General features: G+C 72.0%; 20 protein-coding genes and 1 pseudogene. 13 read left to right on the top strand and 8 right to left on the bottom strand.

Going from position 1 to position 21,846, the window contains the following annotated elements:
• Positions 1-2 precede the first annotated feature (2 nt).
• The gene (locus Nocox_RS44040; RefSeq protein ID WP_425517807.1) at positions 3-266 is read right to left on the bottom strand and encodes a response regulator transcription factor; all 264 of its coding nucleotides are present in this window, start codon (positions 264-266) and stop codon (positions 3-5) included.
• Positions 267-532: 266 nt separating this feature from the next.
• Between Nocox_RS44040 and Nocox_RS43420 the strand changes: the two are divergent.
• Positions 533-709, top strand: a pseudogene (locus Nocox_RS43420) (two-component sensor histidine kinase); the annotation flags it as partial.
• On the opposite strand, the gene Nocox_RS33020 reads toward Nocox_RS43420, so the two are convergent.
• Entirely contained in the window at positions 678-872 is a 195-nt protein-coding gene (locus Nocox_RS33020) for a hypothetical protein (protein ID WP_020545628.1), read from the bottom strand. The pseudogene Nocox_RS43420 and the gene Nocox_RS33020 overlap by 32 nt on opposite strands.
• A 266-nt stretch (positions 873-1,138) precedes the next feature.
• Here Nocox_RS33020 and Nocox_RS33025 point away from each other — a divergent pair, with 266 nt between their 5' ends.
• From Nocox_RS33025 to Nocox_RS33040, 4 genes are read left to right on the top strand one after another with little or no spacing between them, the layout of a single operon-like run.
• Positions 1,139-2,320: a cytochrome P450 gene (locus tag Nocox_RS33025; RefSeq protein WP_026214860.1), complete on the top strand. Its 1,182-nt coding sequence runs from the start codon at positions 1,139-1,141 to the stop codon at positions 2,318-2,320.
• Positions 2,317-2,505: a ferredoxin gene (locus tag Nocox_RS33030; protein ID WP_020545630.1), complete on the top strand. Its 189-nt coding sequence runs from the start codon at positions 2,317-2,319 to the stop codon at positions 2,503-2,505. Before Nocox_RS33025 ends, Nocox_RS33030 begins: the two co-directional genes overlap by 4 nt.
• Complete coding sequence (locus Nocox_RS33035; protein WP_020545631.1) at positions 2,502-3,638, top strand: NAD(P)/FAD-dependent oxidoreductase; 1,137 nt, start codon at positions 2,502-2,504, stop codon at positions 3,636-3,638. The genes Nocox_RS33030 and Nocox_RS33035 overlap by 4 nt, the downstream gene beginning before the upstream one ends.
• 11 nt (positions 3,639-3,649) lie before the next feature.
• Positions 3,650-4,570 carry a LysR family transcriptional regulator gene (locus Nocox_RS33040; RefSeq protein WP_020545632.1) on the top strand — a complete coding sequence of 307 codons (921 nt, stop codon included), beginning with the start codon at positions 3,650-3,652 and terminating at the stop codon, positions 4,568-4,570.
• A gap of 9 nt (positions 4,571-4,579) precedes the next feature.
• On the opposite strand, the gene Nocox_RS33045 is transcribed toward Nocox_RS33040, so the two are convergent.
• Positions 4,580-5,164, bottom strand: a complete 585-nt coding sequence (locus tag Nocox_RS33045) for a TetR/AcrR family transcriptional regulator (RefSeq protein WP_020545633.1) — start codon at positions 5,162-5,164, stop codon at positions 4,580-4,582.
• Positions 5,165-5,357: 193 nt separating this feature from the next.
• Here Nocox_RS33045 and Nocox_RS33050 point away from each other — a divergent pair, with 193 nt between their 5' ends.
• The 7 genes from Nocox_RS33050 (at position 5,358) to Nocox_RS33080 (ending at position 13,878) form a co-directional block, all read left to right on the top strand.
• Entirely contained in the window at positions 5,358-6,968 is a 1,611-nt protein-coding gene (locus tag Nocox_RS33050) for an MFS transporter (RefSeq protein WP_020545634.1), read from the top strand.
• A gap of 146 nt (positions 6,969-7,114) precedes the next feature.
• Positions 7,115-8,074 carry a phosphotriesterase family protein gene (locus Nocox_RS33055; protein ID WP_020545635.1) on the top strand — a complete coding sequence of 320 codons (960 nt, stop codon included), beginning with the start codon at positions 7,115-7,117 and terminating at the stop codon, positions 8,072-8,074.
• 53 nt (positions 8,075-8,127) lie between these two features.
• Positions 8,128-9,093, top strand: coding sequence for a phosphotriesterase family protein (locus Nocox_RS33060; RefSeq protein WP_026214863.1), 966 nt, complete (start codon positions 8,128-8,130; stop codon positions 9,091-9,093).
• A gap of 16 nt (positions 9,094-9,109) precedes the next feature.
• Positions 9,110-10,273 carry an FAD-dependent oxidoreductase gene (locus Nocox_RS33065; protein WP_020545637.1) on the top strand — a complete coding sequence of 388 codons (1,164 nt, stop codon included), beginning with the start codon at positions 9,110-9,112 and terminating at the stop codon, positions 10,271-10,273.
• Positions 10,274-10,277: 4 nt separating this feature from the next.
• A complete protein-coding gene (locus tag Nocox_RS33070; protein ID WP_020545638.1) occupies positions 10,278-11,204 on the top strand; it encodes an alpha/beta hydrolase in 927 nt (308 codons plus the stop codon).
• Positions 11,201-12,133, top strand: coding sequence for an MBL fold metallo-hydrolase (locus tag Nocox_RS33075; protein ID WP_020545639.1), 933 nt, complete (start codon positions 11,201-11,203; stop codon positions 12,131-12,133). Before Nocox_RS33070 ends, Nocox_RS33075 begins: the two co-directional genes overlap by 4 nt.
• A 23-nt stretch (positions 12,134-12,156) precedes the next feature.
• Entirely contained in the window at positions 12,157-13,878 is a 1,722-nt protein-coding gene (locus Nocox_RS33080; protein ID WP_020545640.1) for a CocE/NonD family hydrolase, read from the top strand.
• 28 nt (positions 13,879-13,906) lie between these two features.
• On the opposite strand, the gene Nocox_RS33085 is transcribed toward Nocox_RS33080, so the two are convergent.
• Genes Nocox_RS33085 through Nocox_RS33105 form a run of 5 tightly spaced genes read right to left on the bottom strand, consistent with a single transcriptional unit; the run spans position 13,907 to position 19,287 of the window.
• Positions 13,907-14,677: an ABC transporter ATP-binding protein gene (locus Nocox_RS33085; RefSeq protein WP_020545641.1), complete on the bottom strand. Its 771-nt coding sequence runs from the start codon at positions 14,675-14,677 to the stop codon at positions 13,907-13,909.
• The gene (locus Nocox_RS33090; protein WP_020545642.1) at positions 14,674-15,474 is read right to left on the bottom strand and encodes an ABC transporter permease; all 801 of its coding nucleotides are present in this window, start codon (positions 15,472-15,474) and stop codon (positions 14,674-14,676) included. The genes Nocox_RS33085 and Nocox_RS33090 overlap by 4 nt, the downstream gene beginning before the upstream one ends.
• Positions 15,475-15,517: 43 nt before the next feature.
• On the bottom strand, positions 15,518-16,726 hold the full coding sequence (locus Nocox_RS33095; protein WP_020545643.1) for an ROK family transcriptional regulator: 1,209 nt from the start codon (positions 16,724-16,726) through the stop codon (positions 15,518-15,520).
• Between the two features lie 19 nt (positions 16,727-16,745).
• A complete protein-coding gene (locus tag Nocox_RS33100; protein WP_020545644.1) occupies positions 16,746-17,753 on the bottom strand; it encodes an aliphatic sulfonate ABC transporter substrate-binding protein in 1,008 nt (335 codons plus the stop codon).
• A gap of 46 nt (positions 17,754-17,799) precedes the next feature.
• Positions 17,800-19,287 carry a sulfatase family protein gene (locus tag Nocox_RS33105; RefSeq protein ID WP_246649639.1) on the bottom strand — a complete coding sequence of 496 codons (1,488 nt, stop codon included), beginning with the start codon at positions 19,285-19,287 and terminating at the stop codon, positions 17,800-17,802.
• Between the two features lie 165 nt (positions 19,288-19,452).
• Here Nocox_RS33105 and Nocox_RS33110 point away from each other — a divergent pair, with 165 nt between their 5' ends.
• Positions 19,453-21,819 carry a family 20 glycosylhydrolase gene (locus tag Nocox_RS33110; RefSeq protein ID WP_020545646.1) on the top strand — a complete coding sequence of 789 codons (2,367 nt, stop codon included), beginning with the start codon at positions 19,453-19,455 and terminating at the stop codon, positions 21,817-21,819.
• Positions 21,820-21,846 lie beyond the last annotated feature (27 nt).

Raw genomic sequence — 21,846 nt, forward strand, 5'->3', positions numbered from 1 at the left:
GGTCAGGTCACCAGTCCCCTGCGGTAGGCGTAGACGACGGCCTGCACGCGGTCGCGCAGGTCGAGCTTGGTGAGGATGCGGGACACGTACGTCTTCACCGTCTCCTGGCTGATGACCAGCGTCGCGGCGATCTCGCTGTTGGACAGGCCGTCGGCGATGAGGCGCAGCACCTCCAGCTCGCGCGGGGTGAGCGCGCCGCCGTCCTGGTCCTGCTCTGCGGGGCGGATGCGGGAGGCGTAGCGGGCCGCCACGGCCTGCACGACCATCGCCGTGACGTGGTGGGTGACGACGTCGTGCAGCTCGCGGGCGATGCGGGTGCGCTCGGCGGCGCGGGTGGCCTCGGCGACGGCGCGGCGGCGTTCGGCCTCGGCGATCCGGGTGGAGCGGAGCCAGGCCCCGATGCACCAGGCGAGCACCAGCAGCAGGTAGAAGACCGTGAAGCCGTCCAGCCCCTCGGGCGAGCCGAGCCGGGTGAGCACCACCGCGAGCGCCACGTACGCCGCCGACAGCAGGACCACGACGACCCGCCGGAGTCGCGGTCGCCCTCCAGTGCCTGCCGCTCGCCCTGCGCCGCAGGTGGCCGGCCGTCTCCCTTGCCCTGGTCTCGCTCGGGTTCGCCCTCGATCAGGTCCGCGCCTACCACACGGTGGCAGGCACCGCGCTGGCCATTGCGCTCGTCAGCGCGGGCGCCCACCTCGAACGCGGACGCCCAGCCCGTCGAAGGGGCGGGCCGGCAGGTCGCCGAGCTGCGTCCCATGGGTCTGGAGTGCCGGCAGGGACGACGCGACCGCCAGTGCCATCCCGAACGGTGCGTCCCGGACCGTGACGGGGAGCCGCTGCCACAGCTCCGTGACCCGGCGGAAGTCGATCACCGGGAGAGCCTAGCGGCCTCGCCGGCCGCACGACTCCTTGAAGAGGGTTCCCGGCCGGCGATCCGCGCGCCTCGGCCACGCACTGAACGCTAGAGATCGGGCTCTCGGGAATCGTCACCGTACGGTGGACACTCGCGGGTAGCTCGCACGGGGGACAAACCGCGTCATGCACCGGATTCATGCCGGACCATGAAGAACATGCGTTTGCCTGATGGAGGCGCGGTGGTTTCACTGGACTACCAGTGACCGACCCCGAGGTGAGACCGATGACCGACTCCGCTGCACCCGTCTCCGACCTGGACCTCTTCGACGACGAGGTGCTGATCGACCCCTACCCGTCGTACGCGGCGCTGCGCGAGCTCGGCGCCGTCGTCCGCCTCCCCGCGAACGACGTCTACGCGCTCACGCGCTACGACGTGATCCGTGACGCCCTCGCCGACTGGGAGACCTTCTCCTCGGCCGGGGCCATCGGCTTCAACCCGATGGTCAACGAGGCCCTGACCGGCACGTCCCTCTCCTCGGACCCGCCCACGCACACGCGGCTGCGGGCGGCGCTGACCGCCAACCTGTCGCCGCGGGCGCTGCGCGGCCTGAAGGGCACGATCGAGGCCAAGGCGGACGCGCTGGTGGAGGAGCTGGTCGCCAAGGGGTCGTTCGAGGCCGTCGACGCGCTGGCCCGCGCCCTGCCGCTGGAGGTCGTCGCCGACCTCATCGGGTTCACCGGCCACGTCCGCGAGAACATGCTGCGCTGGGGGCAGGCGGCGATGCAGGTCCTCGGGCCGATGAACCAGCGCACCGCGGAGAGCTTCCCGATCGCGGGCGAGCTGTACGCCTGGTGCTCGGCCGTCACCGCCGACGACCTGACGCCCGGCTCCGTCGGCCGCGGCATCTTCGAGGCCGAGGCCCGGGGCGAGATCCCGCCGGGCACCGCCGGCCACATCATCCACCAGTACCTGGGCGCGGGGGTGGACAGCACGATCGCCTCCATCGGCAACGTCGTCGCCCTCTTCGCCCGGCACCCCGGCCAGCTCGCGCTGGTGCGGGAGAACCCGGCGCTGGTACCGGCCGCGTTCAACGAGACGCTCAGGTTCTGGCCGCCGATCAACGCCTGGGGACGCCGCGCGACCAGGGACGTGGAGATCGACGGCGTCCTCGTCCCCGAGGGGGCCAAGATCGCGGTCCTGCTCGGCGCCGGCAACCGGGACCCGCGCCACTACCCGGACCCCGACACGTTCCTGGTCGAGCGGAACCCGATCGACCACCTGTCGTTCGGTTACGGCCCGCACGGCTGCGCCGGCCAGGGCCTCGCCCGGCTGGAGGCGCACGCGGTCATCACGTCCCTGTCCCGCCGCGTCGAACGGCTCGTCGTCGGCCCCGAGACGCGGGTGCCGAGCAACATCACCCGGAGCATCGAAGAGCTCCCCGTCCTGGAAGTGTTCCCCGCATGAAGATCGTCCTGAACCGTCCCCGCTGCGAGGGGCACGGCCTCTGCGAGGAGGCCGCGCCGACGCTGATGCACCTCGACGACGACGGCGAGCTGGTCCTGCACCAGGAGGAGGTCGGCGACGCCGACGTCCCGCTGGCCCAGGCCGCCGTCCGGGTCTGCCCGGTCGCGGCCCTCCGCCTCGCGTGAGCGGGCCGATCAGGCGGGTCGTCGTCGTCGGCAACGGCGTCGCGGGGCTCACCGCGGCCGACGCCCTGCGCGACAGCGGGTACGACGGGGAGCTGACCGTCGTCGGCGACGAGCGGCACCCCGCCTACAGCCGCCCGGCGCTGTCGAAGGCCCTCCTGCTCGACGGCGACGACCTGTCGTCCCACGAGCTGCCGCCGGCCACGCACGGGGCGCGCGAGCTGCTGGGGGTGCGGGCGTCGGGGCTCGACCTGGAACGCCGGCTCGTCAGGCTCGACGGCGGCGACGCGCTGCCGTACGACCGGCTGGTGATCGCCACCGGCTCCCGCGCCCGGCGGCTGTCCGGCCTGCCGGAGGAGCTGACCCTGCGCGGGCTGGACGACGCGCTCGCGCTGCGGGCGCGCCTCGCCGGGCGGCCGTCGGTCGTCGTGGTCGGCGGCGGCCCGCTCGGCATGGAGATCGCCTCCGGCTGCCTGGCGGCGGGCTGCCGGGTCACGCTCGTCTCGGACGGGGTGCCGCTGAGCGCGCACCTGGGGCCGTACCTGGCGGGCGTCTTCGTCAGGGCCGCGCTGGAGCGCGGGCTGACCCTCCTCACGAACGGCGCCACGCACGTCGAGGCGTCCGCCGGGCAGGCCCGCGTCCATCTCGGGGACGGCGAGGTCGTCGAGGCGGAGCTGCTGGTGTCCGCCGTCGGCGACATCCCCAACACCGAGTGGCTGGCCGGCACCGGCCTGGCCGACCGGGGCGTGCTCCAGGTGGACGAGCGCGGGCTGGCCCGCCCCGGCATCGCGGCGGCCGGCGACCTGGCGGCGTTCCCTACCCCGTACGGCCGCCGCCGCGTCCCCCTGTGGAGCAGCGCGATCGAGCAGGCGAAGGTCGCCGGGGCCGCCCTCGTACGGGGCGGGCAGGCGCCGCCGCTGCGCTTCCAGCCGTACTTCTGGACCGAGCAGTTCGGGCTCAGTCTCAAGGCGGCGGGCGAGCTGCCGGTGGCGGGAGAGCCGGAGTTCGTCGAGGGCGGGCCCGGCGGGCCCGCGCTGATGCGCTGGTCACGGGGCGACGGCAGCGGCGCCGCCGTGGCGCTGAACCACCGCGTCCCCATCCCCAAGCTGCGCAGGGTGAGCCAGGCCGCCGCGTAGGATGCGTCGCGATGAGCGACGACGACAGGAGCGCCACGGGCTCCGGGCTTGACCGGCTGGCGTCGGTCAACCTCAACCTGCTGGTGCCCCTTCTCGCGGTGCTGGAGGAGCGCTCGGTCACCAGGGCCGCGCAGCGGGTCGGCCTCTCCCAGTCGGCGATGAGCCACGCCCTCGGCCGTCTGCGCCGGCTGCTCGGCGACGACCTGATCGTCCGGCAGGGCAACGCCGTCACGCTGACCCCGCGCGCCGTGCAGCTCGTCGCGCCGCTGCGGGCGACGCTCGAACAGGTCGCGGACGTGGTCAGGTTCCCCGTCTTCGACCCGGAGACGGACCGCCGGGTGATCACGGTGGCGATGACCACGAGCACGGCGTTCGTGCTCGGGGCGCGGCTGTCGCGCCTGGTGGCGGAGCGGGCCCCGAACGCGACGCTGCGCCTGCGCACGATCATCGTGCCGACCGAGTCCACCTACACCGAGCACGGCGTGGACGTCGTCCTGATCTCCGAGGCGATCGCCGCGCCGTACCCGCGCGAGCGCCTGTACGACGACCGCGGCGTGGTGGTGACCTCCGTGGACACGCCGCCGGAGTCGAGCGCGCTCGACCTGCTGTCCACGCAGCCGCACGTCGTCGTGGACACCGAGCGGCGGGTCTTCCCCTACTCGGTGCTCGACGAGCACGGCGTCCCCTACCGTGTGGGGCGGCTGATCTCCGACTTCCTGCTCGTGCCGTATCTGGTGGGGCGGGCCGGCGGGGTCGCGCTGCTGCGGTATCGGGTGGCCCGTGAGATGAACACGCTCGTGCCGCTGCGCATCGAGGAGTTCCCGTTCCCGATCCCCGGCCTCGGCATCGACATGGTGTGGAACCCGCGGCTCGGCGACCACCACTTCATGGCGTGGCTGCGCCAGCTGCTGTTCGACGCGGCGCGGCCCTGAGGGGCGCCGTCAGCGGCGGCCGATCGTGCCGTGCCAGCTCTCGGTGAGCACGTCCAGCATCTCCTCGCGCTGGACGCCCCAGTGTCCCGCGACCCAGTGGCGCGCGACGTGGTCGAGCTCGGTGATGGCGATGACGCTGCGGAAGTGCCGGGTGGCGGCGGGGAACCGGCCGGCCCGGTTGAGTCCTTCCTCGACGTCGCCGATGGCCTCGTCGAGCCAGGCGCCGAGGAGCTCGCGGATCGCGGGATCGACGGCGGCGGCCTCGAAGGCGGCCGTGGTGTAGGGGCGGATGACGGGCCAGCGCTGCGAGATCGCCGCGAGCCAGTCGCGGATCCGCTCCCGCGAGCCGTCCTCGACCACGGTGACCAGGTCGCGCGCGGTCGAGCCGTGCTCCGGTGAGGGGACGCGGTCGAGCGCGGCGTTGAGCCGCTCGCTGATGAGGGCCTTCATCAGGTCGACCTTCGAGGGGAAGTAGGCGTAGAAGGTCACCCGCGTCGTTCCCGCCGCCGACGCGATGTCGTCGACCGTCGTGGCCGCATAGCCCTTCGACACGAACAGCTCCAGCCCGGCGTCCAGCAGGAGCTTGCGTGTCATCTCCTTCTGTGCCTCACGAAGCCTCGCCATACGGCAAGCGTAGAGCACACCGGCCGCGTTCTGTCCGTGGTGCCCATATCAAATACGCGCTGCTCAAATACTTGACGCCATGTTAAATCTTGTGCCACTTTGCACAATCAACGCGGTGACCCCGCTCACACCCCCACCCCCTTTGACAAGGAAGACGACCGCCATGACACAGACCGCCACGCACAAGCGGGGGCACACCGCCACGGTGCTCGCCGGCTGCTTCGCCGTGCTCCTCGCGCAGGTGGCGTACTCGCTGCCCGGCGCGCTCAACGGCACCTTCCAGCAGGAGTTCCAGACCACCGGCGCCGAACTGACCTGGGTCACGGCCGCCTTCGCGATCCCGATGGTCGTCCTCGAACTGACCACCGGCGTGATCGGCGACCTGTTCGGCCGCAAGCGCCTGCTCCAGGCCGGCGCGGCCCTCACGATCGCCGGCTCGGTCATCTGCTACCTCGCGGGAACGGTCCAGGTCCTGTGGATCGGGCAGGTCGTCGCCGGCGTCGGCGCGGCCGTCCTCTACCCGATCTCGCTCGCCATGCTGGCCGCCGTGAGCACGTCGCAGGAGGCCAGGTCCAGGTCCATCGCCATGTGGGCCGGCTTCCTGTCGGCCGGCGCCGCGATCTCCCCGCTGATGGGCGGCTGGCTGGCCGAGGACGGCGGGTGGCGCACGTCGTACCTGGTGGTGATCGCCGCCTCGGTGGTCTCGATCGCCATCACGCAGTTCGCCGCCGACTCCTCGGCCCCCGAGGGCCGCAGGCTCGACGTCCCCGGCCAGGTCACCCTGGCCCTCGGCCTGATCGCGCTGCTCTTCGCGGCCACCCAGGGCTCCGAGGCCGGCTTCGCCCGTCCCGAGATCATCGCGGCCTTCGCCGCGAGCGTGGTGCTGCTCGGCGCGTTCGTCGTCATCGAGCTGCGGACCGAGGTCCCGCTGCTGCGCCTCGGCATCTTCGCCAACCGCGCCTACGCGGTCGTCGCCGTCGCCACGGTCGTCGGCATGTTCGCCTTCCTCGCCACCTGCTACTCGATGAGCATCTGGCTCGGCGCCATCCAGCACCAGAGCGCGCTCAGGATCGGCGTGCTGTTCCTGTTCATCCAGGGACCCGCTTTCCTGCTGGTGCCGGTCGTCACGCACCTGATCCGCAACGTCTCGCCGCGCTGGGTGCTCACCGCCGGCTTCGCGCTCATCGCGGCCAGCGGCCTCTGGTGCTCGACGTTCGACGTCCACGACCTGGACTGGACCCGCTTCATGGCGCCGATGCTGGCCCTCGGCGTCGGCTTCGCGCTCACCGTCGGCTCGATCACGGCCGTGGCGATCAACGCGGTGCCGCTGCGGCTGGCGGGCATGGCCAGCGCCACCACCAACCTGCTGCGCGACTTCGGCTTCGCGCTCGGGCCGGTGCTCATCGCCGCGTTCGCGGTCAGCCGGGCGAACGGGGACCTGACGCAGGGCCTCGGCCCCGCCATCGCCGCGTCGGGGCTGAAGCCGCCGTACACGGAGGTCGCGGGCGGCCTCGCGCAGCAGGGCGGCGCGATGGCGGTCAACTCGATGCCGGTGGTGCCCGGCGCGGGCCCGGACCTGCCGCCGGTGCCGATGCCGGACAGCCTCCGGGTGCTGGCCTTCGAGTCGCTGGGCAGCGCCTACAACGTCGCCTTCATGGTCGCCGGGCTGTGCGCGGCCGTCGCGGCCGTCCTGACCCTGGCCGGGCTCTTCGGCTCCAGGCGGGCCGACGCCGGGGAGCACCTGGACGACGACGAGCTCGTCGCCGCCGCCTGACCGGCACCGTCCCCTCGCAGGTCGGGACGGTGCTCACACAGATGCAAAATACAATTTACAGGGAGGACACTTGCTTGACGCCCTGTAAAAGTATGTGACACGATCGCCAGCGAAAGGAAGTACCGGTGAAAGGTGCGCGAACTGCCATGAGCAGCACCGTCAACACCGTCCTCGGCCCCGTCCCCGCGGACGACCTGGGGGTCGTCGCGGTCCACGAGGCTCTGCTGTCGGTGCTGCCGGGGGCGGAGCACGCCTTCGACGTCACCATCGACCGCGCCGAGATCTTCGAGATCCTGGCGCGGAAGCTGGCGGACTTCCGCGCGCACGGCGGCGGGACGATCGTCGACAGCACGGGCATGTTCCACGGCCGCGACCCGCGCCTGTACGAGGCGCTGTCCCGCTCGACCGGCGTGCACATCGTGGCGTCCACGGGCATGGGCCCCGAGAAGCTGCTCGGCGGCTACTTCCTGACCCCGCAGACCAACCCGCCGACGCCCTGGCCCGCGGAGAAGTTCGCCCGCCTCTTCACCCAGGAGATCACCGAGGGCATGGTGGTCCCGCGCGTGGAGCGGCGGGCCGCCGCGGGCCTCGTGGCCACCGCCGCCACCCGCGAGGGCATGACCGCCACCGACGAGAGCCTGCTGCGCGGCGCGGCCCGCACCGCACTCGCCACCGGCGTGCCGCTCTCCGTCCGCTACGGCGCCGACGCCGTCCACGACCTCGAGATCGTCCTGGACGAGAAGCTGCCGGCCGGCCGCGTCGTCGTCGGCGGGCTCGACCGCGAGGACGCCCTCGCCGCCGGCGCCCCTCAGGAGGTCGCCCGCCGCGGCGCGTACGTCGCCATCGACCACGTGGGCTCGGACGGCGGCGTCACCGACGAGGACCGCGCCGCCCTCGTGCTCGACCTCGTCAAGGCCGGGCACGGCGAGCGCGTCCTGCTCTCCAGCAACGCCGTCGGCGTGGCCAAGGGCCACCCCGGCAACGACCTGCCGTTCAGCCACGTCCTGTCGGAGTTCGTCCCCCTGCTCACCGCGCGGGGCCTCGGCGACGAGGACATCCGGCGCGTCCTCGCCGGCAACCCGCGCGACCTGCTCCCGGTGCGCTGACCGCCTGCCGGCGGCGCGAGCGAGAGCCTTCAGACCTTCCAGAGGTGAGTTCTGTGACGAGAGTGAACACCGTACTCGGACCGATCCCGGCCGAGGAGCTGGGGATCGTGGCCGTCCACGAGCACATCGGGTACGGCATGCCCGGCTCCGAGCTGGACAGCACGTGGTGGAAGTCCCCGGAGCAGCGTTACGCGGAGACCGTGCCGAAGCTGCGCGCCTTCCACGACCACAGCCGCGAGTACGGCGGCGGCACCTTCGTCGACGCCACCGGCATCTGCAACGGCCGCGACGTCGACTACTACAGGTCGCTGTCGGCGAAGACCGGCGTGCACATCGTGGCGTGCACCGGCTTCGTCGGCGGCGACACCGCCCTGCCGTTCTTCGAACGGGCGAGCGTCGACTACCTGACCCGGCAGTTCGTCCACGAGATCACCGTCGGCATCGGCGGCACCGGCAGCCGCGCGGGCGTCATCAAGGTCGGGGTGAGCCGCGGCGGGCGCATGACCGGCCTGGACAAGCGCATCTACCGGGCCGCCGCCCGCGCCGCGCTGGAGACCGGCGTGCCGATCCTCACCCACCTCGCGATCGACGCCGAGACCGCCATCGCGATCTTCAACGAGGAGGGCCTGCCCCTCGACCGGGTGCTGTTCGGGCACGCCGACGACGGCGTGAACGCCGAGAAGACCCGCGACACCTGGATCGCCGAGCAGGGCGGCCGGGTCGGCTTCGACACCTTCGGCTACGAGACCGAGCTGCCGGACCCGCCGTTCTGGGCCCGCCCGCGCCGGGAGCGGCTCGACCACTTCCTCCGCTTCATCGGGCAGGGGCACCTGCGCAAGGTCCTCGCCTCGGCCGACGCCAACTGCAGCCCGCTGGGCTGGCCGGGCGTGAAGGGCCACACCGTCAACTACATCTTCGAGGACCTCATCCCCGACCTGCGGGCCGCCGGCCTCGACGAGCGCACGATCGCGACCGTCTTCATCGACAACCCCGCCGACTTCCTGACCATCCAGAGCTGAAAAAGAGACCGGGACCATGCAGCCTTCCGACCTGAAGAACCTGACCATCGCGATCGTCGGCGCGGGCTACGCCGGCGCCGCCGCCGCCAAGGCCCTGAGCCTCCTCGGCGCCACGGTGGACGTCTACGAGCAGGCGAGCGCCGTCCGGGAGGTCGGTGCCGGCATCGGCCTGCGGCCCTCCACCATGGACCGGTTCCGCCAGTGGGGCGTCTTCGACGCGATCGCCGGAGTCAGCTCGCCGAGCGACTACTTCGAGATCCTCACCGCCGGCTCCGACCCGATCGCCAAGGAGGAGTGGCCGGAGATCGCCACCTACGGCGAGAAGACCCACCTGATCCACCGCTGCGACTTCATCGAGGCCCTGCTCGGCGTGCTCCCCGAGGGCATGGTGCATCTCGGTCACAAGCTGGAGTCCGTCGAGGACGAGGGCGACCGGGCCAGGCTGACCTTCGCCAACGGCAGGTCCGTCACCGCCGACCTGGTGGTCGGCGCCGACGGCATCAAGTCGGTCGTGCGCGCGCAGCTGTTCGGCGACAACCAGCCGGTGTTCTCCGGCGAGCACGCCTACCGCGCCGTGATCTCCGTGGACGACGCGCACGGCCTGGCCGTCGACGACAACCTCCGGATGTACATCGGCCGCGGCACCAAGGTCTACTTCCTGCCGCTGCGCCACCGCGACCAGGTGTCGTTCGACGTCACCGCCCTCTGTCCCGACCCCACCTGGGCGCCGAAGGTCACCAAGGACGACCTGCTGGGGACCGTCGAGGGCTTCGACCCGCGGATCGTGGACATCACCCGCAACCTGGACATGGACGCCGTCAACTGCCGCGCGGTCTACGACATCGACCCGGTGGACACCTGGCACTCGGACTCCGTCGTCCTCGTGGGCGACGCGGCCCACTCGATGCTGCACCACCAGGGCCAGGGCGCGAACTCCGCCATTCTGGACGCCGGCGCCCTCGCCGACTCGCTCAGGGAGGCCGGCTCCGTCAAGGAGGCGCTGGCCCGCTACCAGGCCACCCGCAAGCCGGTGACCGACGAGCTGCAGCGGATCTCCCGCCAGGGCTGGACGGAGGACGAGATCAACGACGTCTTCCCCGGCCAGAAGCCCACCTCCCAGCAGCCCGCCTCCGAGCAGCCCGCCTCCGAACAGCCCGCCTCCGAGCAGCCGCAGGACTGACGCCATGCCTCTGCATCCCGACATCGCCAAGGCGCTGGCCGCCATGCCGGCGCCGCCTCCAGGACCGCTCGACCCGGTCGCCATGCGCGCGGCCGAGGAGGCGCACGTCCCACCGGTGGCCGAGCGCCTGCCGCTCCACGCGGTGGAGGACGCCACCGCGCGCACCGCGGCGGGCGAGGTGCCCGTGCGGATCTACACCCCGGCCGACGCCGCCGCGTACGGCCTGCTCGTCTACTTCCACGGCGGGGCCTTCTTCCTCGGCAGCCTGGAGACGCACGACCACGTCGCGCGGTCGCTGGCGAAGGAGACCGGGCTCAGGGTGATCTCCGTCGGCTACCGGCGGGCGCCGGAGCACGCCTTCCCCGCCGGGCTCCAGGACTGCTACGGGGTGGTCCGCTGGGCCGCCGAGCAGGGCGGGAGCCTCGCCTGGGACGGCACGACCCTCGCCGTCGCGGGCGACAGCTCGGGCGGCACGTTCGCGGCGGCGGTCGCCGCGATGGCGTACGACGACGGCTTCGACCGGATCAGCCACCAGGTCATGTACTACCCGTCGCTCGACCTGGACCTCGACGTCGACCGCTACCCGTCGCTGCGCGAGAACGCCGTCGGCTACGGCCTGGAGACGGCGGGGCTGAAGCCGTTCAACGCCTTCTACCTCGGCAGCGGCGCCGACCCCGCCGATCCGCTGGTCTCGCCGATCAAGCGCGCGGACCTCGCCGGGCTGCCGCCCGCGCTGATCGTCACCGGCGAGTACGACCCCATGCGCGACGAGGGCGAGCTCTACGGCCGGCGGCTGGAGGAGGCAGGCGTGGCCGCCAGGGTGAGCCGCTACCCGGGCGCGGGCCACGGGTTCGTCCAGCACTTCTCCTGGATCCCGGACTACCACCGGGCCTTCGAGGAGACGGCCGCCTTCCTGCGGGGCGCCTCGTGACGCGGGTGCATCCGCTGGTCTCGCCGTGGGGCAGGTTCGGGCTGTACAGCTTCTTCGTCGACGCGCCCGAACCGGCGATCGTGGACACGGGGATCGCGTCCTCGCCGGCCGAGGGCATGGCCCCCGCGCTGGACGCGATCGGGCGGCGGATCGAGGACGTGCGCTGGATCCTGCTCACGCACGGCCACATCGACCACGTCGGCGGCGCGCACGCGCTGTGGGAGCTGACCGGCCGGCGGGCGCGGGTCGTCATCCACGAGGCCGACGCGCCGATGCTGCGTTCCCGCCGCGCGCACGTCGAGGAGTACCTGGCCGGGCGGGGGCGTTACCTGGACGACCCGGACGGCGCGGCAAAGGTGGCGGCGGCCACCGAGGCGGTCATCTCCGGCGAGATGGAGCCGGACCTGCTGGTCGGCGGCGGCGAGACCATCCCGCTGGGCGGGGGCGTCACCGTGTCGGTGCACGCGATCCCCGGGCACACGCCCGGATCGGTGGCCTACGTGATCGACGGCCAGGACGACGTGTTCGTCGGCGACGCGGTCCAGGTGCACGGGGCCGCCAACGGCTTCCCCGGCTACACCGACCCGGTCGCCTACCGCGCGAGCCTGGAGCGGCTGCGCGACGAGGTACGCCCGCGGCACCTGTATCTCGGGCATCCGTACCGGCGCGCGGACGGCGTCCCGTACGGCGTCGAGCTCGACGCCGCCCAGGCCCGCGAGGCGATCCAGGGGAGCCTGGACATCGAGGCCAGGGTCGGCGAGGCGGCCCGCCGCTGCCTGCGGGAGGGCCCGCGGGAGACGGACTCGCCGTACTCGCCGTTCGCCCCGGTCGCCGGGAGCCTCGGCTACACCGGCGATCCCGCGCTCGAACCGTCGCCGTTCTTCACCTCGATGCACGCCTACCGCACGCACGCCGAGCAGAGCTCGTGACACAGGACAAGGAACCATCCACCATGGCCGACTTCCCGACGATCCAGGCGGGTGAGCAGCAGATCGCCGTGCGCAAGGACCTGCGGGTCCCGATGCGCGACGGGGTCACCCTCGCCGCGGACGCCTACCACGGCACGGAGGACAAGCCGCGGCCCGCGCTGGTCGCGATGAGCGCGTACGGCAAGGAGCTGCAGGCCCTCGCCCTCACCACGCCGCCGCAGCGCCGCCCCTCCCCCATGTGGGACGGCTGCATCGAGGCCGGCGACATCGCCCGCGTGGTCAAGGAGGACTACGTCCACGTCATCGGCGACATGCGCGGCACCGGCGACTCCGGCGGCGAGATGATCGGCAACTACAACGCCGGCGGTGTGCCGCAGGGCCAGGACCTGTACGACCTCATCGAATGGGTGGCCGCCCAGCCCTGGTGCGACGGCAACGTCGGCATGATCGGCATCTCCTACTTCGGCTCCATGCAGGTGCTCGCCGCCGCCGAACGGCCCCCGCACCTGAAGGCGATCTTCGTGAGCGGCGGCCACTTCGACTTCTACGAGACCACGTACCACGGCGGCATCATGTGGTTCATGCCGCGGGCCGCCCGTGAGGGCCGTGGCGGCGACTCCGGCATCGCGCACACCAACGTGATCTCGCGCATGCGGCACGTGCACGCGCCGGAGGAGCTGGAGCGGCTCGTCGAGGAGCGGCTGCGGGACCCGGACGTGGCCGCCTGGCCGAACCTCGTACACGTCCTGAAATATCCGAAAAACCGCGAGTTCTGGTTCGACATCGTGATGAACCCCCTCGACGGCCCCTGGTACGAGGAACGCAACCCCATCAACCTCGCCAGGAACATCGACATCCCGGTCTACCTGCAGATCGACCAGGGCCGCGGCTGGACCGTGGACGGCCACATCGAGCTGTTCCACGCGCTCAACGGCCCCAAGAAGCTCGACATCGGCTCCTACCCGCCGATGCAGTCCCGCCCCTGGATCGAAGAGCACGACAAGATGTTCCGCTGGTACGACCACTGGCTCAAGGGCATCGACAACGGCGTCATGGACGAGCCCGCCGTCAGCGTCTTCGTCGAGGGCTCCCGCGAGGTCGTCACCGCCGGCACGTGGCCGCCCAAGCCGGTCGAGTACCGCTCGCTCCACCTGCGCCCGCGCCACAAGCTGTCGTACGAGCCGGAGCTGATGGGCGCCGAGCACGCCGCGCCCGACGGCTTCTACCAGGCCCCGCTCACCGTCACCGACAAGGTCGTGACGGTGAGCTGGAGCACCGAGCCGTTCGAGGAGCCCACCGAGCTGATCGGCACCGGCGCGGCGCACCTGTTCGCCGAGATCGACCAGGACGACACCAACTTCATCCTGCGCCTGTGGGACGCCGCGCCCGACGGCAGGCGGCAGCTCATCACCACCGGCTATCTCAAGGCGTCGCACCGCGAGCTCGACGAGCGCACGACCGAGGGCAACCCGTACCACCCGCACACCCGCGCGGTCCCCGTCGAGCCCGGCGCCGTCGAGGAGTACGTGCTGCGCCTCTACCCGTTCGCCGCGACCTTCCGGCCCGGCCACCGCCTGGTGGCGGAGCTGTCGAACGACGAGCCGCTGGCCGACGCGCACAACGCGCTGCTGCCGCCGGACGCCTTCCACCTGCCGGTGGGCCGCCCGGTCACCCACAAGATCTACCGGGACGCCGCCCACCCGTCACGGCTCGTCCTGCCGTTCACCACGAACCCCGGCGAGTAGCCGGGCGGGAGGGGCCCGCCGCCGCGCGTCAGGCGGCGGGCGCCTGGTGGTAGACCGAGTGCCAGACCTCGTTGCGGATGCGGGAGAACTCCGGCGACAGCCGTACCTCCTCGGTCCTCGGGTACGGCAGGTCCACGTCGATGACCCGGTGGATGCGGCCGGGGCGCGCGGCCATGACCACGACCCGGTTGGCCAGGTAGACGGCCTCGTCCACGTCGTGGGTGATGAACATGACGGTGCGCCGCTCCCTGCTCCACGTGTCGAGGAGCTGGTCCTGGAGCTGGACGCGGGTGAGCGCGTCCAAGGCGCCGAACGGCTCGTCCATGAGCAGCACCTGCGGGCCGACCGCGTACGCGCGGGCGATTGCGCAGCGCTGCTTCATGCCGCCGGACAGGGTCTTCGGCAGCGCGTCGGCGAAGTCCGACAGCCCGACCAGCTCGATCGCGTGCTCGGCGCGCTTCCTGCGCTCGTCCTGCGGCAGGTTCATGAGCTTGAGCCCGAACTCGACGTTCTTGCGCACGGTCAGCCACGGGAACAGCGCGTACTGCTGGAAGATCACCCCACGGTCGGGGCCGGGACCGGCGACGGGGGCGCCGTCGAGCAGGATGTCCCCCGTCCCCGGCTCGGTCAGGCCGGCGGCCATGCTCATCAGCGTGCTCTTGCCGCACCCCGACGGGCCGACGACGGTGACGAACTCGCGGTCGGCGATGTCCAGGTCCACCCGGTCGAGGGCGAGGAAGTCGCCGCCCTTCAGCGGGAACGACTTCGACACGTTCCTGAAGGAGATCTTGGGAGTCATCGGCGCTCCTGCCATCCGGTCAGCCTGCGCTCGGCCAGCAGCAGGAGCCGGTCCATGACCAGGCCGAGCACCCCGATGCTGATCAGGCCGACGAAAATCGTGGGAAGGTCGTAGTAGAGCTGGGCCTGCTGCATGCGGTAGCCCAGCCCTTCCTGGGCGGCGATCAGCTCGGCCGCCACGAGGGTCCCCCAGGCCGCGCCGAGTCCGACGCGCATGCCGACGATGATGAACGGCGTCGAGGCCGGCACCACGACCTTCATGAAGATCGTCCGGTCGGACGCGCCCAGCACGCGGGCGGCGTTGATGAGGGTCTTGTCCACGTCCAGGACGCCCTGGAAGGTGGAGACCACGCTGGACAGGAACGCGGCCAGGAAGATGACGAACACCTTGGGCGTCTCGCCGATGCCCATCAGCAGGATGGCCAGCGGGATGATCGCCAGCGGCGGGATCGTGCGGAAGAACTGCACGTACGGCTCGATCAGCGCGCGGGCGGTGGCGTACCAGCCCATGAGGAAGCCGACCGGGATCGCGAGCACCGTGCCCAGCACGAAGCCGGTGAAGACGCGGCGGAGGCTCGCCAGGACGTCGGTGAGGAGGGTGCCGTCGGCGATGAGCTCGGCGCCCCGCCGCACCACCTCGACCGGCCCCGTCAGGCCCGTGATGCCGGACACGGACAGTCCGGTCCAGAGGGCGAGTCCGGCGATCACGGCCGTCACGTTGAGCACGACCGTGCGGCCGGGCCTCGGGCGGCGGCGGCGCGGCGCGGCGGACGGTTCTGTCACGGTGGCGGCGGTCATGGCTCAGAGCTCTGCATGGTGTGGTGGATCCTTCTCGTACGGTTCAGGGGACGTCGGGGCGGAGATGGGCGGGGATCGACGGCTCCTCGTGCAGGAGGAGGGCGATCGCGCCCATCGCGGAGGCGTTCACGCCGAGGTCCGCGGGGACGACGGCGATCTCGCGGGAGGAACGGGGCAGCGACCGGTCCGCTATGGCATCGCGGATGGGGTCGAGGACCAGGCTGCCGAGCCCGGCCAGCTCGCCCCCGACCACGACCAGCGCCGGGTCGAGCTGGGTGACGGTGTCCGCCAGCACCCGCCCGAGGTCGGCCGCGGCCGAGGCGACGACCTCGCACACGGCGGGCACGCGGTCCTGCGCCGCGGCGACCAGCGCGTCCAGCGCGGGCAGCCGGACGCCGCGGGCCGCGCACCGCTCCAGCAGGCCACGGCCGCCGATGTGCCCCTCCAGGCAGCCGCGCGAGCCGCAGTGGCAGGGCGGGCCCTCGGGGTCGAGGCAGACGTGGCCGAGCTCGCCGCCGGCGCCGTGCGCGCCGCGCATCAGCCGCCCGCCGGCGAGGAAGCCGCCGCCGACGCCGACCGACCAGCGCACGTAGACCATGTCGCGGACCGGCCGGGCCACTCCCCAGGTCGCCTCGGCGAGCGCGGCCAGGCGGGCGTTGTTGTCCACGGCGAGCCGCACCCCGAACTCCTCGCCGAGCCGCCGGGCCAGCGGCAGGTAGCGGGCGGGGACGACCGCGGACCGCTCGCCGCCCACGGGGACGGGCGGCAGGTGCTCGTCGACCACGCCGACGAGGCCGAGCCCGATCGCCTCCAGGGCGGCCAGGTTGAGGCCGCGCTCGGCGGCGACCGCGCGGACCAGCCGCACCGCGCTCTCCGCCTCCTCCTCGGGGCCGGCCTCCTCGGGCAGGTCGGCCGAGGCCGTCGCGACCACCTGGTGGGCGGCGTTGGCGACGGCCAGGCGCACCCGGTTGCGTCCGAGGTCGAGGCCGAGGAGCAGGCCGGCGTCGGGGTTGAGCGTGACCAGCGCGGCCGGCCGGCCGCGCCCGCGCGGCTCCGCCGCCGAGCCCTCGGTCTCGATGACCACGCCGCGTTCGAGCAGTCCGGAGACGATCGCGAACATCGTGGTGCGGGACAGTCCGGTGCGCTCGGTGAGCTGGGCCCGGCTCAGTCCGCCGGCCGAGCGCAACGCGGACAGGACGGCGTCCTCGTGCACCCGCCGCAGCCGTTGCAGCGCGTCAGTAGGGGTCGACATGGGTCCATTTTCCGGCCGGTCAGCCACCCGCCGCGGCGGTGTAGAGGTCGGTCGTGATGTACGTCGCCGGGTCCGGCGAGTCGGTCAGCTTGCCCATCGTGACGAAGAGGTCGGCGAGGCCCTTGTACCATCCGGCCACCGAGCCGTCCGCCATGAGCCCCTTCAGCTCGCTGGTGGGCAGGATCTTCGTCACGGCCGAGGAGCCCTTGAACTGCTCGGCGGGCGCCTTGAGGAACGTGGCGGTCAGCGTCTCGGCCTCGGTCGTGTTGGCCGCGACCCAGTCGTTGCCCTGCTGGAGCACCTTGAGCACCTTGCTGACGGTGGCGGCGTCCTCGGCGACGATCTCGTTGCGGGCGACGAAGGAGCTGGGGAAGCTGAGCCTCGGGTAGAAGTCCTCGCTCTTGGTCAGCTCGACCAGGTCGGGCACGTTCTTCTTGATGGTGTCGATCAGCGGGTACCAGATGGCGGCCGCGTCGACCTGCTTGCCGCTGAACGCCGTCACGACCGTGCTGGCGTCCATGTTGACCTTCTGCACGTCCTTGCCGGACAGCCCGGCCTCCTTGAGCGCCAGCTCCAGGATCATGTCGCCGGAGGTGCCCTCGGGGACGCCGATCTTCTTGCCCTTCAGGTCGGCGATCGAGGAGATGCCGGAGCCCGGGTAGGTGATGACGCGGTCGGCCTGGCCGAGCATGTTCGGCGCGATGATCTTGGCTTTGCCGCTCGCCGCCAGCCACGTCGCGCCGGAGCCGATGTAGCCGAAGTCGAGGTCGCCGGCGCCCAGCGCCTGGATCTGCAGCGGGCCGTTGGTGAACACCTTCAGCTCCGGCTCCAGGCCGTTCTTGGCCCACAGGCCCTGCTTGTCGGCGGCGGCGAGCACGGCCGCGCCGGAGAAGTCGGCGATGTAGCCGATGCGCACCTTCTTCGGCTCGGCCGCGTCGCCTCCTGAGTCGGAGGAGCCGCACCCGGCGGCGGGCAGGAGGACGGCCAGCGCCGCGAGGACGGTGGCCAGGATGCGGGGACGCCTCATCGGCGGATCCTTTCTCGTTCTTGTTCGGGGGGTGACGTGGACGGCCTCAGCCCAGTTCGTCGGCGACGCCGTCCACGTCAGGGGCACGGCCCTCGCCGATGTCGGCCATGTAGCTCATCCAGGTGTACGCGGGATCGCCGCGGCGCAGCAGCTCGCGGTAGAGCCGCACGGTGAGGTCCCTGCGGACCTCCGCGTAGGCGGGCACCGCGTAGACGTTGCGCAGTTCGTGCGGGTCGCTGTCCAGGTCGTACAGCTCGTGCACGCCTTCGGGGTTGAACACCAGCTTGTGGCGGCGGTCCCGGAACATGCGCTGCGAGTAGGGGAAGTGGTGGCCGTGGAACTCGGTGGTCACCGAGTCCCGGCCCTCGGCAGGGGCGCCGGACAGCAGCGGCAGCAGGCTCTCGCCGTCGCACGGCTCCCGCGGCGGCAGCCCCGCCAGGCCGAGGATCGTGGGGTTGAGGTCGATCAGCGTCGCGAACGCGTCCACGGTGCGCGCCGTCGCGCCCGGCACCCGGACGATGCCGGGGATGCGGTAGATGTCCTCGTACATGGCCGGGCCCTTGTCGTTGAGCCGGTGGGCGCCGGTGAACTCGCCGTGGTCGGCCGTGAAGATCACCGCTGTGTCGTCCCAGAGGCCCAGCTCGCGCAGCGCGGTCAGCAGGCGGCCGATCTGGGCGTCGATCAGGGAGACGTAACCCCAGTAGGCGGCGATGAGCTCGCGCCAGGCGTCGGCGTCGAAGTGGTCGGCCGACCAGTACTCGGAGTAGCGGCGCTGCACCTCCGGCTTGCCGTCGAAGGTCTCGGCCATGGACGCCGGCAGCGGCACGCTCCGGGGGTCGTACATGCTGTAGTACTCGTCGGGGATCAGGTACGGCAGGTGCGGGCCGTACCAGTGGCAGGACAGCATGAACGGCCGGCCGGAGTCGCGGAAGTCGCGGGCGTAGCGTTCGAGCAGTTCCAGGGTCCGGTCGGCGAGGAACGCCTCCATCGTGGCCTCCGCCGGCTGCCGCAGCCGGCCGGCGATGAGGTGGCCGCGGCCGGTGCCGTTCGCCGCCTTGCCGAAGACCGGCCGCTCCACCGCGAACGGCGGATGCCCCTTCTCCTTCAGCCACCGCTCGTACGACGGGTGGTGGAAGGGGTTGAGCGCGCCGGGCAGGTGCTCGCCGTCCATGCCGTAGCGCTCGGGCCCGCGCTCGCGGCCGATGTGCCACTTGCCGACGTGGCCCATGTTGTAGCCGGCGGCCAGCAGGGGCTCGGACAGGACGGGGTCGTGTTCGGCGACCTCGTCGCGGCCGCCGCCGTTGCGCTCGGGGTTGACGAGCAGGCCGTGCCGGAACGGGTGGAGCCCGGTGAACAGCGAGGCGCGGGCCGGGGTGCAGATGGCGGTCGGCGTGTAGAACCGGTCGAAGCGCGTGCCCTCCGCCGCCAGGCCGTCCAGGGCGGGCGTGCGTATCACCGGGTTGCCGTAGCAGCCGAGGGTGTCGACCCGATGCTGGTCGGTCATCAGGAACAGGACGTTGCGTGGACTGGTCACTCATGCTCCGATCGCGATTTAGTACCGAGCCTTTACGTTAAAGGGCCAGTCTGGTAGATCACAAGAGACGAACGCCGACTGATGTCCCTCTTTTTATTCCTGCCTCTTGACCAAAATAGGCGAGATGGCCACTATTGTCCACTAAAACCACCTGATCAGAGGAGAATGATGCGCCGCCCCCTCGCGACTCTCGCGGCAGCCGCGCTCACGGCCACGCTGCTGGCCCCGGCTCCTGCCGCCCGGGCCGCCGATCCCCCGGTCAACCTGGCCCTGACCGGCACGGCCACCGCCTCCAGCGTCGAGCTGGACCGCGCCGACTTCGTGGCCGCCCACGTCAACGACGGCGACACCTCCACCCGCTGGTCGTCCGCGTACCAGGACGACAACTGGGTCCAGATCCAGCTCGCCCAGCCGGCCAAGGTCGACCACGTGAAGCTCACCTGGCCGAACGCCTGCGCCCGCGACTTCGTCCTGCAGACCTCGGCCGACGGCCGGACCTGGACCGACGTGGCCGCGCTCCAGCGCGACACCTGCCCGCGCACCGACGTCATCGACGTGCTCGCCGAGGAACCCGTCGGGTACGTGCGCATGCAGGGCCGCAAGCGCTGGGCCGCCTACGGCTACTCCATCTCCGAGTTCGAGATCTGGGACGGGCCGCCCGCCGCCCCCGCGCCCACCCTCGGCCTGATCCCGCGGCCGGTGTCCGTCACCGAGACCGGCGCGGCCCCGTTCACGCTGCACAGCAACACCCGCGTCCTCGCCCAGGGCGACGGCGCGCAGGCTCCCGCCGGCTACCTGGCCAGGCTGCTGCGCCGCGCCACCGGCCAGAAGCTCAAGGTCGCCGAGAACGGCCACGGCCCCGCCCCGATCATCATCGAGGTCGGCGCCGGCAAGGGCCCCGAGGGCCACGAGGACGAGGGCTACACGCTCTCCGTCACCGCCGGCGAGATCCGCCTGCGCGCCGCCACCCCGAACGGCGCACTCAACGGCGTCCAGACGCTCCGCCAGCTCCTCCCGCAGTGGGTCGAGTCCAAGGAGGCCGTCGACGCCACGTGGACCGTGCCCGCCGTGCAGGTCACCGACTACCCGCGCTTCGCGCACCGCGGCATGATGCTCGACGTCGCGCGCAGCTTCTACCCGGTGGACGAGGTCAAGACCTACATCGACGCGGCCGCGCTGTTCAAGGTCAACCGGCTGCACCTGCACCTGACCGACGACCAGGGCTGGCGCATCGTCATCGACGACCCGGCCACCAACCCGTCCGGCATCGACTACGGCCTGCTCACCCGCGTCGGCGGCGGCACCGCGATGACCGAGCGGGGCACCGAGCCCGCCGTCACCGGCTTCTACACCAAGGCCGACTACGCCGAGATCGTCCGCTACGCCGGCGAGAACGGCATGACCGTCATCCCCGAGATCGACATGCCCGGCCACGTCAACTCGGCGCTGCACTCCGTCCCGCAGCTCAACACCGCCGGCTCCCAGCCGCGGCCCGCGGCCGGTCAGACCACCGTCCCGCACAACGGCACCGGCGCCGTCGGCTACTCGTCGTTCGACGCGAACAGCGCGGTCACGTACGAGTTCGTCGAGCACGTGCTGGCCGAGATCGCCGCCATGACCCCCGGCCCTTACCTGCACATCGGCGGGGACGAGGCGCACGTCACCAGCCACACCGACTACGTGAGGATGGTCGACGCCTTCACCGCCCACGTGAACTCCCTCGGCAAGACCGTCGTCGGCTGGAACGAGTACGCGGGCAGCGCCCTGCCCCAGGACAACGCCGTCGTGCAGTTCTGGAACGGCGACCGCAACGCCGTGGCCAGGGCCGTCAACAACCGCGGCGCCAAGGTCGTGCTGTCGCCGGCGCCGCACGCGTACTCGCCGCAGAAGCAGGACTCCCGGCAGCCCGACGGCGGCACCTGGGCGTGCGGCGGGCCGTGCGGCCTCGACCGCCACTACAACTGGGACCCGGGCACGTACATCCCCGGCATCCAGGAGAGCAGCGTGCTCGGCGTGGAGTCGGCGGTGTGGGGCGAGTTCATCCGCCGCGTGCCGCAGGCGCAGTACTACGCCTACCCGAGGATCATCGCCACCGCCGAGGCCGGCTGGACCCCGCAGGCGCAGCGCGACTACACCGACTTCAAGACGCGCCTGTCCAAGATGGGCGGCCGGCTGACCGTGCAGGGCACCAACTTCTTCCCCACCGCCGACGTGGCGTGGCGCACGGAGATCCTGGGCCCGCCGGTGACCGCCGCCGCCGGCCGGCCGTCGGGCGCGACCTGGACCGTCACCGCCCCCGGCAAGACCGCGGCCGGCCTCGGCGCGGTCATCACGTGGAGCGACGGCGTCAAGGAGACCCCGGCGCCGGTCACGGAGCGGGAGGCGAGCATCCCCGGCATGCGGATCAACGCCGCCTTCACCGTCACCTCCACCAGGTCCTTCGACAGGGAGGGCAGCTACACCGGCACCCTCACCGTGCGCTCGCCCGGCGAGGCCCCGGTGACCGGCACGCTGGAGGTGACCGTCCGCTAGCCCCGTTTTCCGCACCTGAGGCCGAGG

It is taken from the genome of Nonomuraea coxensis DSM 45129 (assembly GCF_019397265.1).
Classification (GTDB): domain Bacteria; phylum Actinomycetota; class Actinomycetes; order Streptosporangiales; family Streptosporangiaceae; genus Nonomuraea; species Nonomuraea coxensis.